The sequence below is a fragment of the Mogibacterium timidum ATCC 33093 genome (assembly GCF_000525775.1).
Taxonomy (GTDB): domain Bacteria; phylum Bacillota; class Clostridia; order Peptostreptococcales; family Anaerovoracaceae; genus Mogibacterium; species Mogibacterium timidum.
The window spans coordinates 84,206-100,820 of the sequence record NZ_JALU01000018.1; the positions used below are offsets into that span (position 1 = coordinate 84,206).

At 44.6% G+C, this 16,615-nt stretch carries 12 protein-coding genes; all 12 read left to right on the forward strand.

What is annotated here, in order from left to right; all coding sequences use genetic code 11:
- Positions 1 to 15: 15 nt before the first annotated feature.
- The 12 genes from HMPREF0581_RS05215 to rnc all read left to right on the forward strand — a co-directional run bounded on the left by HMPREF0581_RS05215 (position 16) and on the right by rnc (position 16,615).
- Positions 16 to 699 carry a DNA alkylation repair protein gene (locus HMPREF0581_RS05215; protein WP_084645354.1) on the forward strand — a complete coding sequence of 228 codons (684 nt, stop codon included), beginning with the start codon at positions 16 to 18 and terminating at the stop codon, positions 697 to 699.
- Positions 700 to 844: 145 nt separating this feature from the next.
- Entirely contained in the window at positions 845 to 1,111 is a 267-nt protein-coding gene (rpsO, locus tag HMPREF0581_RS05220) for a 30S ribosomal protein S15 (protein WP_009644797.1), read from the forward strand.
- Between the two features lie 153 nt (positions 1,112 to 1,264).
- Positions 1,265 to 3,382 carry a polyribonucleotide nucleotidyltransferase gene (locus HMPREF0581_RS05225; protein ID WP_036380982.1) on the forward strand — a complete coding sequence of 706 codons (2,118 nt, stop codon included), beginning with the start codon at positions 1,265 to 1,267 and terminating at the stop codon, positions 3,380 to 3,382.
- 132 nt (positions 3,383 to 3,514) lie between these two features.
- Positions 3,515 to 5,506 (forward strand): DUF2207 domain-containing protein, encoded by a 1,992-nt coding sequence (locus tag HMPREF0581_RS05230; protein ID WP_036380985.1) that lies wholly within the window; start codon positions 3,515 to 3,517, stop codon positions 5,504 to 5,506.
- Between the two features lie 131 nt (positions 5,507 to 5,637).
- Positions 5,638 to 6,201, forward strand: a complete 564-nt coding sequence (locus HMPREF0581_RS05235) for a LemA family protein (protein ID WP_009644833.1) — start codon at positions 5,638 to 5,640, stop codon at positions 6,199 to 6,201.
- Positions 6,202 to 6,415: 214 nt separating this feature from the next.
- Positions 6,416 to 7,339, forward strand: a complete 924-nt coding sequence (locus HMPREF0581_RS05240; protein ID WP_036380988.1) for a Ppx/GppA phosphatase family protein — start codon at positions 6,416 to 6,418, stop codon at positions 7,337 to 7,339.
- Entirely contained in the window at positions 7,332 to 9,398 is a 2,067-nt protein-coding gene (gene ppk1, locus HMPREF0581_RS05245; protein ID WP_036380991.1) for a polyphosphate kinase 1, read from the forward strand. Before HMPREF0581_RS05240 ends, ppk1 begins: the two co-directional genes overlap by 8 nt.
- Before the next feature lie 10 nt (positions 9,399 to 9,408).
- Positions 9,409 to 10,314 carry a putative ABC transporter permease gene (locus HMPREF0581_RS05250; RefSeq protein ID WP_036380994.1) on the forward strand — a complete coding sequence of 302 codons (906 nt, stop codon included), beginning with the start codon at positions 9,409 to 9,411 and terminating at the stop codon, positions 10,312 to 10,314.
- A gap of 153 nt (positions 10,315 to 10,467) precedes the next feature.
- Positions 10,468 to 13,596 (forward strand): isoleucine--tRNA ligase, encoded by a 3,129-nt coding sequence (gene ileS, locus HMPREF0581_RS05255; protein ID WP_036380996.1) that lies wholly within the window; start codon positions 10,468 to 10,470, stop codon positions 13,594 to 13,596.
- Positions 13,597 to 13,610: 14 nt separating this feature from the next.
- Positions 13,611 to 14,651: a 23S rRNA (adenine(2503)-C(2))-methyltransferase RlmN gene (gene rlmN / locus HMPREF0581_RS05260; RefSeq protein WP_036380998.1), complete on the forward strand. Its 1,041-nt coding sequence runs from the start codon at positions 13,611 to 13,613 to the stop codon at positions 14,649 to 14,651.
- A 161-nt stretch (positions 14,652 to 14,812) separates the two neighbouring features.
- Positions 14,813 to 15,859 (forward strand): phosphate acyltransferase PlsX, encoded by a 1,047-nt coding sequence (gene plsX / locus HMPREF0581_RS05265; protein ID WP_036381000.1) that lies wholly within the window; start codon positions 14,813 to 14,815, stop codon positions 15,857 to 15,859.
- 72 nt (positions 15,860 to 15,931) lie between these two features.
- On the forward strand, positions 15,932 to 16,615 hold the full coding sequence (gene rnc, locus HMPREF0581_RS05270; protein WP_036381003.1) for a ribonuclease III: 684 nt from the start codon (positions 15,932 to 15,934) through the stop codon (positions 16,613 to 16,615).

Genomic DNA, 16,615 nt, shown 5'->3' on the forward strand with positions numbered 1-16,615 from the left:
ACGAGGAGGATAAGCATGACAAACAAAGAAATCAGGGAACACCTGCTCGGACTTCAGGATTTAGGCTACAAGGAGTTTCACTGCAAGCTCATTCCAAACGTGGATGCTTCACGCGTGATAGGCGTACGTACTCCGATGCTTCGAAGGTATGCTAAAGAACTGATAAAGTCGGGAGATTATCAAGAATTTATAAGCGAGCTTCCTCACGAGTATTTTGACGAGATGAATCTGCATGGCATGATCATCTGCGATATCTCGGATTATGAAGAGGCTGTCTGCGAGATAGACAAATTTCTTCCTTATGTCGATAACTGGGCTACGTGTGATTTGCTCAGCTTCAAGAAAGCCTTCAAAGGAAATCTTGACAGGCTGGAACACGATGTGTGCAGGTGGATCAATTCCGGCGATACCTATACGATGCGCTTTGGAATGGGAGTACTGCTGGAATTTTATCTTGATGAGGCTTTTAACCCGCGGCATCTGGAATGGGTAGCGACAGTTGAGTCTGACGAATACTATGTCAGAATGATGCAGGCTTGGTATTTTGCCACTGCGATTGCCAAGCAGTATGAAGCTTCAATTCCGTATATCGAGCAGCATAGGCTGCATGAATGGACACACCGCAAGGCTATTCAGAAAGCGCGGGAGAGCTTCAGGGTGAGTGACGAGGTAAAGGCATACCTCAAGTCGCTCAAATAATCGTGTTTTTAGCAGCAACAATGCTAGACAGTTCAACTCCAAGTATGATAGTATTACATGGTAATTTTTTATACCCTTACCTCAGCTGCTCGTTACTCCGAACGGCGGCGATGCGAGGGCGGATGACAAAACAGGAGGAGAAACAATGCTTACAAAGGAAAAGAAGCAGGAAATCATCAAAGAATACGCTAATAAGGAAGGCGATACAGGTTCTCCGGAGGTTCAGGTTGCTATTCTTACCTATAGAATCAACGATCTCAATGAGCACCTCAAGGAGCATGCCAAGGACCATCACTCAAGAAGAGGTCTGCTCAAGATGGTAGGTCAGAGAAGAAACCTTCTCAAGTACCTAAGAGATACTGATATTGAGAGATATAGAACTCTTATTGCCAGACTGGGTCTCAGAAAGTAATATTATTACCTGACAATATAAGCGGGATGTTTATCCCGCTTATTTGTATATAGGAGGGATCTTTTTCCCGAGACCGTTCGCGTTGTGGGCGGTTTGCAATGCGAATCTTATTAATAAAATAGTACGATTAACAGGAAGGAGTTGTTAATTATAATGGGAAGATTCACTGATTATCACACATTTAGAACAGCACTGGGCGGTAGACTGCTGCAGCTCGAGCTCGGTAAGGTATGCGAGCAGGCGAACGGTCAGGTTACAGTAAGATACGGGGACACTGTAGTAAACTGCACAGCTACCGCTTCTAAGCAGCCAAGACAGGATATTGATTTCTTTCCTCTTAGCTGTGATTATGAGGAGAAGATGTATTCCGTAGGAAAGATTCCTGGCGGATATATCAAGAGAGAGGGGCGACCGGGAGAGCACGGAATTCTAACTTCCAGACTTATGGATAGACCGCTCAGACCACTTTTTCCTAAGGGGTTTAGAAACGATGTTTCTGTCGTTGCAGTTGCAATGAGCGTTGATCACGATTGCTCACCGGAAATTGCTGCAATGATTGGATCATCCGTTGCACTTGCTACATCGGATATTCCTTGGGATGGTCCAACCGGTTCCGTCAAGGTTGGCAGAGTAAATGGTGAGCTCGTCATCAACCCAACCTATGAGCAGAGAATGAATTCCGATATCGACCTGACTGTAGCTGGAACTAAAGAAGCTATCATGATGGTTGAAGCAGGAGCTAAGGAGGTATCTGAGAGTGATATGCTCGACGCCATCATGTTTGCTCACGTTGAGATCAAGCAGCTATGCGAGTTCATCGAAGAGATTGTCAAGGAAGTCGGCAAAGACAAGATGGAGTATGTTTTATTTAAGGCTGCAGAGGATGTCGAGACTGCAGTCAGAGAGTATGCGACAGACAAGATGGTAGCTGCTATCAAGACTTTCGACAAGCTTGAACGTCTTGAAAATATGGAGAAGGTCGAGGAAGATACTCAGGAGCATTTTGCAGAACTCTTCGAGGACAGGGATAAGGAAGTAGGAGAGGTTCTATATGCTATCAAAAAGGAGCAGGTAAGAGCTATGATTCTTGATGAGGGCGTTAGACCTGATAACAGAAAGCTTACAGAGATCAGACCTCTATTCTCCGAGACCGGATTTTTGCCTAGAACACATGGAACCGGACTGTTCAAGAGAGGACAGACTCAAGTTCTGTCTGTTGCAACACTTGCACCCCTGTCTGATGCTCAGGATTTGGACAGCATTGATATCGACAGAACCACCAAGAGATATATGCATCAGTACAACTTTCCCGGCTACTGTACAGGTGAACCTAAGCCACCTCGTAGTCCCGGCAGAAGGGAAATCGGACACGGTGCACTGGCTGAGAGAGCATTGCTGCCGGTTATTCCCGGCGAGGAGGAATTCCCATATGCTATTAGAGTAGTATCCGAGGTGCTTTCCTCCAATGGTTCATCTTCGATGGCATCTACCTGTGGTTCCTGCTTAGCACTTATGGATGCCGGCGTACCCATCAAGAAGCCGGTATCGGGTATTGCTATGGGACTAATCGAGAGAGTTGATCCTGATGGCAGCAGCAGATATGCTATCCTTTCGGATATTCAGGGGATGGAAGACTTCCTCGGAGACATGGATTTCAAGGTAACAGGTACACCAGATGGCGTTACAGCAATCCAGATGGATATCAAGGTTCATGGACTTTCCAGAGAAATCCTGGAGCAGGCACTGGAGCAGGCAAGAGTCGGCAGGGCTCATATCCTTGAGAACATGCTTGAGGAAATCGCTGAACCGAGAGCTGAGCTTTCCCCTTATGCGCCAAGATGCATTTCCATGAGAGTTGATCCGGATAAGGTCAGACTTGTAATCGGACCGGGAGGTAAGAACGTCAACAAGATTGTTGAGGAGACCGGATGCAAGATCGATATTTCAGATGATGATGTCGGTCTAATCAGCATTTACAGTTCTGATGAGCCAAGTGCAGCTAAGGCTAAAGACATGATTGAATATCTTACAGCTGACGTTGAGGTCGGAAAGACTTACGAGGGAGAAGTTAAAAGAATCATGAGCTTCGGTGCGTTTATCGAGATTCTCCCCGGCAAGGAGGGCCTTCTGCACATCTCCAGGATTGCAAATCACAGAGTTGAGAAGGTTGAAGATGTCATGAATATAGGCGACAAGGTTAAGGTCAAGGTAACTGAGATTGATAACCAGAATCGCATCAACCTCTCCAGAAAAGAGCTTGTAGAAAACTAGTACTCAATATAGTATTCAGTTGACAGCACATCGGCTTGTTGCTGATGTGCTGCTTTGTTAACATTGGTTAGGGGAATTGTTGAGAGATAGGGAGTGTTTGACAACACTCGATTATAGAGGGATTTTATAGCTATGTTTGATAATATACAAGGAAACAAATTACGTAGGACTCTTCTTTCAATTATGATCGTTATCGTAATTGCCTTCAGTGGTATTGCTCCTATTTATGCAGATGAGGATGTGTCCAATGATACCAAGTCTATATCATCCGAGCAGCAGGACTTTGAGTCCGGCTTTAACGAAGATTATTATGTTAACGGTTATGCTACTAATTCTTTTGATGTTGACGTAAAGGTTAACAAGGATTATTCGTATGATTTTACAGAGACCATCGATGTGGATTTCAAGACTCAAAAGCATGGTATAGTAAGGAATATTCCAATTGCAGGCAATTATAAAATAAAAAATATCAGCGTTGAAGGTGATGATTACGATGTCAAAAAAGAAGACGGCAATTTAATTATCAAGATAGGCAGCGCTGACAGATATGTCAATGGCAGGAAGACATATAAGATTAAATATAGGATTGAAAATTATCTGCAGAGAAATTCTGAAAATAATATTTATGTGGATGTATTACCTACCGGATGGGAAACTGTTATTTTATCTTCAAAGCTAAGAGTAAAGCTTCCGGATGATTTTAAATACGACGGGTTTAAGGCCTATTCCGGTCATTATGGCAGCAGCAGTGATAATAATGATAAATGGTATTATAACAAAGAAAACCATTCTCTTGAATCAAGTGACACAATGATTCCTGCCAAAGCCGGCATCACTTTGCTGGTAAAAACACCAAAGAACTACTGGGTTGGAGCACGAAGCAAGTCCTGGAGCAATATATTTAACACGATAGTTGTTCTTGCTTGTTTTGCTACTGTTGCCTTTATAAGGCTAAGCAGAAATAAAAATAAAGAGATTGTGTCTCCGGTGATGTTCAATCCACCTGAGGGTATAACTCCGGCGGAATTAGGATATTTAGCGGACGGAGCGGTTGACAAGAAGGATGTGACATCGCTATATTTATATCTTGCTTCTAAGGGATACATCCAAATAGAAGAAGGCTCAGACAAAAAAGCTATAAAGTTTAAGGCTTTAAAAGCACCTGTAAATGAACCGGGCTTTGTAAATAAATTCTACAAGTCTTTATTTGGCAGTGACAGTGAGAGCAGCATAGGAAAAACCGCTTCGCTTGAAAAAGCCGGGGAGTCAATTGGAGAAGCATACGATACGATTTGCAGTCAAATTGAGGATAAGTATTCGGGTGAAATGTCCATATTCTCCGGCAGCTCTTTAGTGATGGAACAACTTGCGATGGTTATTGGATGCATTGGATATGGAGTGACATTGGCACTTGGGATATACAGGTCTGATTTACCGATTTATTTTAGCGGTGCAGTGGTCGCGATGATAGGCGGTTTGCTTATATTCACCCTGCTGATATGGATATATATAACGAGTAAAATAAGGACTCATTACTATTACCGTAAATCTATGAATGCTGTGAAGAGTGCGTCAGGTTTAATTGTATGGATTATCCTTTATTTGATTTTTACTGCGGGCTTTATTTTAATGATGGCGGCGATTGGAAAAAAAGAGACGCCTACATATATATTCCTTATATTCGCACTGTATTCGCTTTTAATACCTGTCTTTGTTGTTGGGATAAAAGCCAGAAGTGAATATAATCGCAAAATTTACGGTGAAATACTCGGCTTCAAAGAGTTCATTGCGACCGCTGAAATAGACAGAATCAATGAGCTTGTTACGGATAATCCGTCATATTTCTACGATGTGCTGCCATATGCATACGTATTGGGCTTAACTAGCAAATGGGTTAAGAAGTTTGATAATATCAAGATACCTGAGCATGAAGGGTACAGCTATTATAATATGACTGTGTTTGATTACATGAGAATAAACATGATGATGAACAGCATTCAACATAGCACCTATTCCGGCATCGCTGCCGCAAATGCAGATTCCGGAGGTGGCGGTATCGGCGATTTTTCCGGCGGCGGTTTCTCGGGAGGCGGCTCCGGCGGCGGAGGCGGAGGTGCCTGGTAGAATACGGCCGGCTTGTGTCTGCCACGGTAATTTTACAATTAAGTGATGTAAAAAACACGTGATTTAACAGCTGTGTAATATAGAATAAATTGAATCGTTTATAACTTAATATATAAGAATGAGGTGTAGAAATGGCAATTTGGATAATTTTAGCGGTAGTCGTACTCTTTGCTATGTGGTTTATCGCTACTTATAACGGTTTTGTTAAACTGGGTGTAGGCTGTGACGAAGCTTTCTCCACGATGGATGTTTATCTCAAGAAGAGGTTTGATTTGATCCCCAATCTGGTGGAGACTGTTAAGGGATATGCAGCTCATGAATCTGAAACACTTCAGGCGGTAACTGCGGCAAGATCTGCTGTAGGGAATTCATCTACAACTGCTGAAAAGCTGGAAAATGAGAATATACTCTCCGGTACGCTAAGGAGTCTTTTTGCAGTTGCAGAAGCATATCCCGATTTAAAGGCGAACACAAACTTTATAGAGCTTATGGAACAGCTCAAGTCTGTGGAAAACGACATCGCAAGTGCTCGCAAATACTATAATGCAGTGGTAAAGAAATATAATGTAAAATGCAGAGTATTCCCATCTTCAATCATCGCCAGGATGTTTGGTTATGAGTCAAAGCCGATGTTCGAGGTATCGGCCGCAGCTGAGCGTGAGAACGTCAAGGTGGACTTTGGCACAAATAAATAAGCGGCAGATATTGTTTCCTGTACCGCAGATACAGATTATTATGAATAATCATTCGTATCGATGAGACTGGGCGCGCAGTGATGCGTGCTCGTTTTCTTGTTTATAACATAAACACAAAAAATTAATATGGAATTGTGTTTCAACTTTATATTTAAAGTGTATTTTGTTAGAATGAATGGACCAATCACAAATTATATGGACAGAGGACGTTTTAATGTATGTAATTATAGATATCGGCTCTAACACTGTGAGGATGGCTGTATACAACATAGAGAAGGACAACTCTTTTAACCAGATTATGAGCAACAAGGTATCCTGTGGATTAGCCGGCTACATTGAGGATGACGAGATGAACGCAGAGGGCATAGAAGTCATGATTGATGCGCTCAAGCAATTCAGAATTGCCGTAGACGGGATGGCGCATGTCACGGTCTTTGCAATTGCCACTGCAAGCCTCAGGGAGCTCAGCAATCGCGATGCGGTTATCAAGCGTATCAAGGATGAAACCGGTTTTGAAGTAAATGTCATCTCTGGCAAAGAGGAAGCTCTTTACGATTATTACGGAATTACGAAGGATATTGGCGAGGCTACCGGGATGCTTACCGACTGTGGAGGCGGAAGTACGGAGGTGTCGCTTTTTACAGGTGATACGGTCATCTTTGCGGATACCATGCCTATCGGATCTCTCAACTCATACTACAATCACGTCAAAGGTATTTTCCCGACTGAGGAGGAATTGCGTGACATCAAGGCGGATACCGAGAGTATGCTGAACAGGCTTAATATTCCGGATGGTATTATCCTCTCAAATGGACACATATATGCAGTTGGTGGAACTGTTAGAGCCACGTGTAAGCTTGCAAATAAGCTTCTCGATAGGAGCAAGGACACGACTACCCTCAGCGGAGTCGAGTATGACAGGCTCTTTGAGCTGTATTTTAAAGAACAAAAGAAATTTATAAAAACGTTGCTCAAGGTCAAGCCGGAGAGAGTACAGACACTGGTAACCGGCATGTGCATACAGAAGACGATAATGGATAGGTTTGGAACAGATGTCATCAAAGTGTCCGAATCCGGCGTGCGCGAGGGCTATCTGTTGAACAAGCTTGAGGAATTGAATGGGGCTGTAAATGAGTGAGCTATACCTGGAGGGATACACGCAAAATCGTGAACTGTCGTGGTTAAAGTTCAATGAGCGGGTTCTGCTCGAAGCCGGAAACAGTGCCAATCCTCTTCTGGAGCGCATCAGGTTCTTGGGCATATACGAGAGCAATCTGGCTGAATTTATAAGGGTTCGCGTGGGCAGCCTTCATCACCTCAGCAGGGTGGATCACCTCAGCAGGGATTCAATGTCGGGAATGACCGCATCTGAACAGATAAATTCCATCTGGAAGGAGATCAGGCGAATACATGCAGCAGCCGAGCAGATTCTTCTCAAAATTTATGATGACCTGAAGCAGATTGGTGCTGCGCGCGAATCATCCGACAGCTTAAAGGCACAGACTGCGCAGTATCTTGATGGTCAGTTTATGATGAGGCTGGCCAGGGAGTTAGAGCCTAATTTTGTCGAGGTAGGTAACCTTGCCGAAATGGTTGAGGACGGAAAGTTTTATGTCCTCATAGACACTGATGCGGACAACAACCGGACGCTCATGCTGGTAGAGCTTCCTGATTCATGGCTTCAAGGCGTTGTGATTGGTCGTGGCGATATTATGAGCTTGTTGCCGCCGATGGATATACTGCACCGATATATTGCCCGGATATGCTTTCCGTTCGTGCCACGAGGAAGTATTGCCTTCAGAGCTTTTAGAAATGCAGATATCGACTTTGAATATGATGAGTTCGAATTTGGAGCCGGAGCCAGAGAGCGTATTCGCAAGATGCTTGAAAAGCGAACCGACTCTGAGTTTGTGGGGACTTTTGTGTGCACAGATTACAGCAGCTCTGGACTGTGCGAGATACTCTGTGAGGCGCTTACACTGCCTGGGAATGAACTTGTACAATGCTCGGAGCTACCTACGGTTAAGCATCTCGTGCATTTGCAGGAATGTCTGACGAGCAAGACTGTTAGTGCAAATTCATATCGGCGATTTGCTGCTGCTCCGTCTAACTGCAGGAACGGTGAGTCTGTGATAGCTTGTGCTATGGACAGGGATATTTTAGATGCATATCCATATGAGTCTATGGATAATCTGCTTGAGCTGCTCAAAGAGGCTTCCTCTCACCCTAAGGTCAAAGAGATTAGAATCAGTATATACAGGCTGTCCAACCACCCGCGAATATATGAGTACCTGATCAAGGCGGCACACAATGGCAAGTGCGTCAAGGTCCTCATCGAGCTCAGGGCGAGATTTGATGAGTCGAGCAATATTAATTGGGCAAAACGACTGGAAGAAGCTGGTTGTCACGTATACTATGGTACCAAGAGCTACAAATCACACTTTAAGACATGCCAGGTAATTTTTAGGAAATCATTTAACAAATCAGGCGCTAATGAGATTATTACGCAAGTCGGTACTGGTAATTACAACGAGAGCACAGCTAAGCAATACACTGACTTTTCCGTTATTACAGCAAATCATTTGCTGGGACTTGAAGTGATGCGTTTGTTTGACGATGCGGTGCGGGGAATAATCGATGATTCTTTTCAATGTATATTGGCTTCGCCGGGGAGCTTGCGCAAAGGGATCGTTAAACTGATCGATAGAGAAATAGAAAAAGGCTCTGCGGGACGAATTTTCATTAAGGTCAACTCAGTTACGGATAGAGCCATCATTGAGAAGCTGGCGGAGGCTTCGGTTGCAGGTGTTAAAATCCGCATGCTGGTGAGAGGGAGTTGTACATTGCTACCCGGGGTCAGCGGGTATACTGAAAATGTTCAGATTCTGAGCATCGTGGGTAGGTTCCTCGAACATTCACGCGTATATATTTTCGGTTCTGACGATGACGAAATCACATATATATCCTCTGCTGATCTTATGAATCGCAATATGGATAAGCGTTTCGAGCTTGCGTTTCCGATTACGGATAGAGCCGCTATATCTGAGATTAAGCACATAATGTATGAAAACCTTACAGATAACGTTAGAGCAAGGTGCTTACGCAACGATGGACGGTACGCAGAACTGCGCGCAGATGGTATAATGCGTGATAGTCAGGAACGACTCCTGTACCAATTTAACGATTATATAGATTGAAGGGGGAACGATGATAGGGGGCTATCAGATAACAGACATTGCAATTTTCTTTATTGTGTATTCGGTTCTCGGGTGGATTACGGAAGTGATTTATCAGGCGGTAAGCAAGGGGTTAGTCGTAAACAGGGGCTTTCTCAACGGACCGGTGTGCCCGATTTACGGGTTTGGAGCGTTATTCGTAATTCTTCTTGTAAATGTACTTGATCTCAGCCACAGTACTACGACATCAGACATAGAGGTGTTCTTGCTTGGCGTGGTTCTATCTACACTTCTTGAGTTGATCGGCGGCTACGTGCTTCTCAAAGTTTTCCACGCCAGGTGGTGGGACTATTCCGGGAAGCCTCTTAACTACCATGGCTATATATGCCTTGAGTTTAGCCTTATCTGGGGTTTTGGCATTCTGTTTATTGTGAGACGCATTCATCCGTTGACGCAGTCGCTGCTTGGCGGATTCTCTATGTCGACTCTGGGCTTAATTGTGCTTGCAATTGCATATGCAGGATTTGCTTCAGATCTTGTGGTATCAGTTCTGATAATGCTCGGACTCAACAAGAAAATCAGAAAGCTTGACGATATGCAGCAGGCGATGCGGGAATTCAGTGATGAGCTGAGCACGAGGATTGGCGAGAACGCTCTCAGTACGAAGGAACATGTAGATGAATACAAAGTTCAGAGTGCGTTATTTGAGGCCGATGTGCGAGATATGGCAACCGCTAGAAGAGAAGAGGTTAGCCATGAGCTTGCTGAAATGAAACAGCAGTACGAGCTTGTGAGACAGGAGCTTTACAAAAATCTGAGCAAGACCTCGTTATTTGGATCAGGCAGAATTTTGAAGTCCTACCCTGATCTTCATTCTGTAAAATATCCGGAATTAGTGGATAAGATTAAGAGAAATTTCAATGAGTATCGCAAATAGTATTGTTTGTTTTATATGGTTTATAAACCATACATATTGTGAGCTTATAAGCCATACACATTATGGTAATGTTGACATTTTGTGCTTTAATTAGTAAAATTAATGAATATTTTGTTTATTACAATAATTAATGTTAGAGGAAGGGATGAAAATATGTTTGAAAACTTATCTGAGCAATCAGTAGCGGAAGTTCAAGAAGAACAGGTCAAGCATTGGGCCGACATAGATCTTCTGGAGCTCTGCGTAAGAGAGAGAGAAGGTGAACCAAGCTTCGTATTCTACGAGGGGCCTCCGACAGCCAATGGTAAGCCGGGTATACACCATCTGATGGCTAGAACGCTCAAGGATTCCATCAACAGATACAAGACTATGCAGGGTTTCCAGGTAAAGAGAAAGGCTGGATGGGATACACACGGACTTCCGGTCGAAATTGAGGTAGAGAAGCAGCTCGGTATGTCCGGCAAAGGCGATATCGAGAAGTACGGGATCAAGGAGTTTAATGAGAAGTGCCGGGACTCCGTCTTTAAATACACAGGTCTATGGCGTGAGATGTCGGAGAAAATGGCATATTTAGCCGATATGGATGACCCGTATATCACATTTGATAATAACTATATCGAATCTGTATGGTGGATAATCAAGAAGTTCTTTGATGCGGGCTTAATCTACGAAGGTCACAAGGTTCTGCCATATTGCGCCAGATGCGGAACAGGTCTTGCTTCTCACGAGGTTGCACAGGGCTATAAGGAGGATCCGGTCCTCACAGTAACCTGCAAGTTCAAACGCAGAGACAGAGATAATGAGTATTTCTTAGCATGGACAACAACACCGTGGACACTTCCCTCTAACATTTTAATTACAGTAGGTCCAGAGGTTGTATACATCAGAGCTAAGATGCTTGAGGGCGACGAAGAAGGCAACGTATTCTACGTAGCCAAGAATCTTGCCGATAGGGTTCTCGGAGAGGGCAAATACGAGGTTCTCGATGAGATGACAGGTAAGGAGCTCGAGCACGTTGAGTATGAGCCTCTTTCGACATTTGTATATGGCGATGATCCGGAAAAGGTTAAAGGCTTTTTCATAGCGAATGCAGATTATGTAACAGTTGATGACGGTACAGGTCTTGTTCATACGGCATATGCTTTCGGTGAAGACGACTATAATACTTGCCGCAAATATGGTGTTGATTTTGCAGAACCGGTTGATGAGAGAGGATGTTTTACGGCAACTCCATGGAAGGGTAGATTCGTTATGGACGAGGGTCTGGATGTAGAGATACTCAAGCATTTTGCAGCTGAGAACAAGGTATTTGCTAAACAGAAGATGGTTCACAACTATCCACACTGCTGGAGGTGCGATACACCTTTGGTGTACTATTCAAAGCCCGGCTGGTATATTGAGATGACTAAGCTCAGAGAACAGCTGGTTGAGAATAATAATAAAGTTAATTGGTATCCGCCATATGTTGGCGAGAAGAGATTCGGCAATTGGATTTCTGATGTTAAGGACTGGAACATCTCAAGAGCCAGATACTGGGGTACTCCAATTCCAATCTGGAAGTGTGAGTGCGGACATCTTGAGGGTGCCGGCAGCCGTGCTGAGCTGGCTGAAAAGGCAATAGAGGATGTCGATCCGGAGACAATAGAGCTTCACAGACCATATGTAGATGATATTCATTTCAAGTGCCCTCATTGCGGCAAGGCTATGGAGAGAATTCCCGATGTTATGGACTGCTGGTTCGACTCGGGTTCGATGCCGTTTGCACAGTGGCATTATCCATTTGAGAACAAGGAGAGATTCGAAAGTGAGCTGTTCCCGGCTGATTTCATCTGTGAGGGTATTGACCAGACCAGAGGTTGGTTTTATTCACTGATGGCTATATCCACTTTCATCATGGGCAAAGCACCTTACAAGAACGTACTGGTTAACGACCTGATTCTCGACGCAAATGGCAAGAAGATGTCCAAGCATGTAGGAAACACAGTTGATCCGTTCGAGATGATGAGTAAGTACGGAGCTGACGTAATACGTTGGTATCTGGTATCCGTATCACCGGCCTGGACACCAACTAAGTTTGATGTGGAAGGAGTTAAGGACGTGCAGAGCAAGTTCTTCGGTACTCTCAGAAATATCTACAACTTCTTTGTACTATACTCAAATATGGACGACATAGATCCGGCGAAAATAGAGGTTCCTTATGCAGATCGACCGGAGCTGGACAGATGGATTATCTCCAGATATAACAGGCTTGCAGCTGAGGTCACTGAACACATGGATGAGTACGACCATATGAAGACAGTCAGAGCAATCAACGATTTCGTAGTAGAGGACTTCTCCAACTGGTACATCAGAAGAGCTAGAAGAAGATTCTACGCCGAGGGAATGACTGACGATAAGAAGAGCGTTTACGCAACTACTTATGAGGTTCTTCTCGGTACAATCAAGATGATAGCGCCAATCGCTCCGTTTATTTCCGATGAAATGTATGTCAAGCTGACAGGAGATAAGAGCGTTCATGTTGCCTACTTCCCGGTTGCCAACAAAGAACTCATCGATGAAAAAACTGAGGATAGGATGGGTCTAGTCAAGACTCTTGTTAACCTTGGAAGAGGAACCAGAGAAAAAGAGAGACTCAAGGTCAGACAGCCACTCAGCGAGGTAATCGTTGACGGTAAATACGAGAGCCTGATCAGCGACCTCGTACCCCTGATCACCGAGGAGCTCAACGTCAAGAATGTCGTGTTTGAAAACGATTTGGATAAATACATGAACTTCTCAGTTAAGCCGGACTTCAAGACAGCCGGACCGGTGCTCGGGAAGAATATCAAGGAGTTTGCCGCAAAGCTGGCACAGCTGGATGCCAAGGAGCTCCTGGCAAATGTCGCAAACGGTTCTGTTAAGCTGGAGCTCGGTGGTACTGAGTACGACATCACTGAAGAATTCCTCGATGTACGTATTTCGGCAAAGGAAGGCTTTATTGTGGGTATGGAGAACAACGTTTTCACTATCCTGGATACAACTCTAACTCCGGAGCTTGTCAGCGAGGGATATGTCCGTGAGGTTATTTCTAAGGTTCAGCAGCTTCGCAAGCAGCACGACTTCAAGATGCTTGACCACATAACCATCAGCTTGGAGGCAGATGATGATGTGAAGGCGGCTGTTCTAGGTGCGATTGATCATATCAAGGAAGAGACTCTCGCCGATGCTGTTGTTGAAGCTACAGGCCTGGATGTGTTTGATATCAATGGTCACAATACCGGACTTGCAGTAGCTAAGTATTAAGAGCAATAAATATTATGAGTGAAGATAACAAAAATAATTCTAAGCTCAACATCGCAGATTTCGATCCCGACGAATTAGCCGGGGTCGTTTCTTCATACGGTGAGAAAAAGTTTAGAGCCAAACAGATATTTGAGTGGATTTCAAAGGGTGTCGACTCGTTCGATGAGATGAGCAATCTACCAGTGAGGCTTAGAGGTGCGCTCGCTCAAGATTACTATATCGATATGCCCGGAGCGGTTACCGTTCAGGAGTCAAAGCAGGACGGAACTTGTAAATGCCTATTTGAGTTTTCGGATGGTGCACGCGTCGAAGCCGTATATATGAAATATAATTACGGCAACTCAATATGCATCAGCTCTCAAGTCGGATGCCGTATGGGGTGTACGTTCTGTGCATCGACACGCAAAGGACTTGACAGATCGCTGACTGGCGGAGAAATGCTGGCACAGGTTCTCAAGATGCGCAGGTTGACCGGCGAGGACATTGGGCATGTCGTAATAATGGGCATAGGGGAACCCTTTGATAATTACGAAGGACTATCAAAATTTATCAGTCTCATTAACAGCAAGCAGGGGTACAATCTCGGAATGAGGAATATTACCGTATCTACGTGCGGACTTGTGCCGATGATTGAGCAATTCGGGAAAGATTTTCCTCAAGTGAATCTAGCGGTATCGCTACACGCGCCCAATGACGATATCAGAAGACGTACCATGCCGATTGCAAGGAGATATGCGTACGAAGATCTCATCGCAGCATGCAGGACATACACAGAGTCGACTAAGAGACGTATAACTTTTGAATATGCGCTCACCGACGGTGTCAATGATCAGAGGGAGCATGCGCTAGAACTTGCCAGCCATCTCAAGGGTTGGCTTACTCATGTTAATCTGATTCCACTCAATGAGGTAGACGGTACAGGCTACCTCACATCTAACAGGGAAACTGTCAGAAGTTTCGCGTGGACACTCGAGGAACACGGCATTGCGGTTTCAGTGAGAAGGACTCTAGGTACTGATATCGATGCGGCGTGTGGTCAGCTCAGACTCAGATGAATACGATGTCGATCAATACAGTGCTGTGTGCGGCCGGACTCCGGATAACAGCACTTTTTTCATGCTCGATATACAATATAACCCTCAGAAATTCACAAGGTTCAGGGGTTTATGGTATAATATTATGCTTAATTCTGTTTGTGCATTATAGCGGAGGGATTATGAATATATTGATTGATGGCATGGGTGGAGATTACGCTCCACAGGAAATCGTCAAGGGTGCGATTTCTGCCGCTAGAAAGATAGAGGATACGATTACAATAATTGGAGCTCAAGAGCTTATCAGTACCGAACTGGAGAAGCGGGGGTGGGATGGAGACAACATTGCGGTTGTAAATGCAACCGAGGCTGTAACCAACAACGAAGCTCCCGCAATGGCAGTACGCAAGAAGAAGGATGCTACAGTCAATGTTGGAATGAGGATGATCAAGGCAGGAGATGGCGACGTGTTTATCTCTGGTGGCAGCACGGGTGCACTGCTAGCCGCAGGACTTCTGGGGCTGGGCCGTATCAAGGGTATCAAGCGACCGGCAATTGCAGCGTTTTTTCCGCAGATTGGCAAGAATGAGACGACACTTCTCTTAGACTGTGGTGCAAATGTGGACTGCAAGTCTGAATATTTGTACCAGTTCGGTATTATGGGCAGCATTTACGTGGAAAATGTCAAAGGTATTGAGCATCCGGACGTAAGACTGCTTAACGTCGGAACAGAGGCTGAAAAGGGAGATGACCTTCATAAGGAAGCTCATGAACTTCTCGCTAATAGCTCCATCAATTTCAAAGGCAATGTTGAGGGTCGCGAGATTGCCTCTGGTGTCTGCGATGTTGTCGTTACTGACGGATTTTCAGGAAATGTATTCCTCAAGAGCTCGGAGGGTCTGGCGCTTTCGATCATGGGCAGGCTCAAGGATGTTCTGCTAGGGGGAACTATCTCCAGGATTGCTGCGCTTATGCTGTCTAAGCAACTCAAGGAAATGAAGAAGGAATTCGACTATTCAGAAGAAGGTGGAGCTCCTATTCTTGGACTCAAGGGACCGGTTCTCAAGATTCACGGTAGTTCTAAGGCTTACGCTGTCTATAATGCAATCCTCAAAGCCCGAGATTATGTAGCGTCAGATGTGACCGGGCAGATTGAAAAAGCTCTGGCTGATAACGATGAGCTTAGCGAATACAAAACTGAAGTAACGGATGGTAACGCAGAAGCGTAGAAATATCAGGTTTCGGATACATAGCATTCACACGGCAGTGTTATGCATAAGTCATGTATAGGTTAGGATGAAATGGATAGCTTAGAAAATAAATTAGGGTATAAATTCAAAAATGAAAAGCTGCTGGAGACTGCACTCACTCACAGCTCATACGCTTCTGAGCATGGTAAGCACTATGAATTCAACAATGAGCGGCTTGAGTTTCTCGGAGACGCTTTTCTCGATGCAATAATCGGTAAGAAGATGTTTGCGGTTATGCCGGAGGCGCACGAAGGAGTATTGTCAAAAACTCGCGCAGATGTCGTGTGTGAGCGATCTCTTGCTGAGGTAGCTAGTCAGCTTGAGCTTGGTGAATATCTGAAGCTGGGTCATGGTGAAGAAAATGGTGGCGGTCGTCAGAAAACATCAATTGTCGGAGATGCTGTCGAAGCCGTTATCGGTGCGATGATAATCGATGGAGGATATGCTGCAGCTGAGCGAGTGGTGCTGGATCTTTTTGCAGATAAGATTAGACTTGCAGTTAAGGGGGAGCTGTATAAGGATTATAAGACTCTTCTGCAAGAGAAGCTGCAGGATTATATCAAGGGAGTTAATATCAGGTATCAGATAGTGAATGAGGCAGGTCCGGACCATAGCAAGGAGTTCGTGGCAGCGGTGCTTGTTGACGGCAATGAGCTGGGTAGAGGAATAGGCAAGAGCAAGAAGGAATCTGAGCAGGCCGCTGCAGCGGATGCACTTATGAAAGGGGATATATAG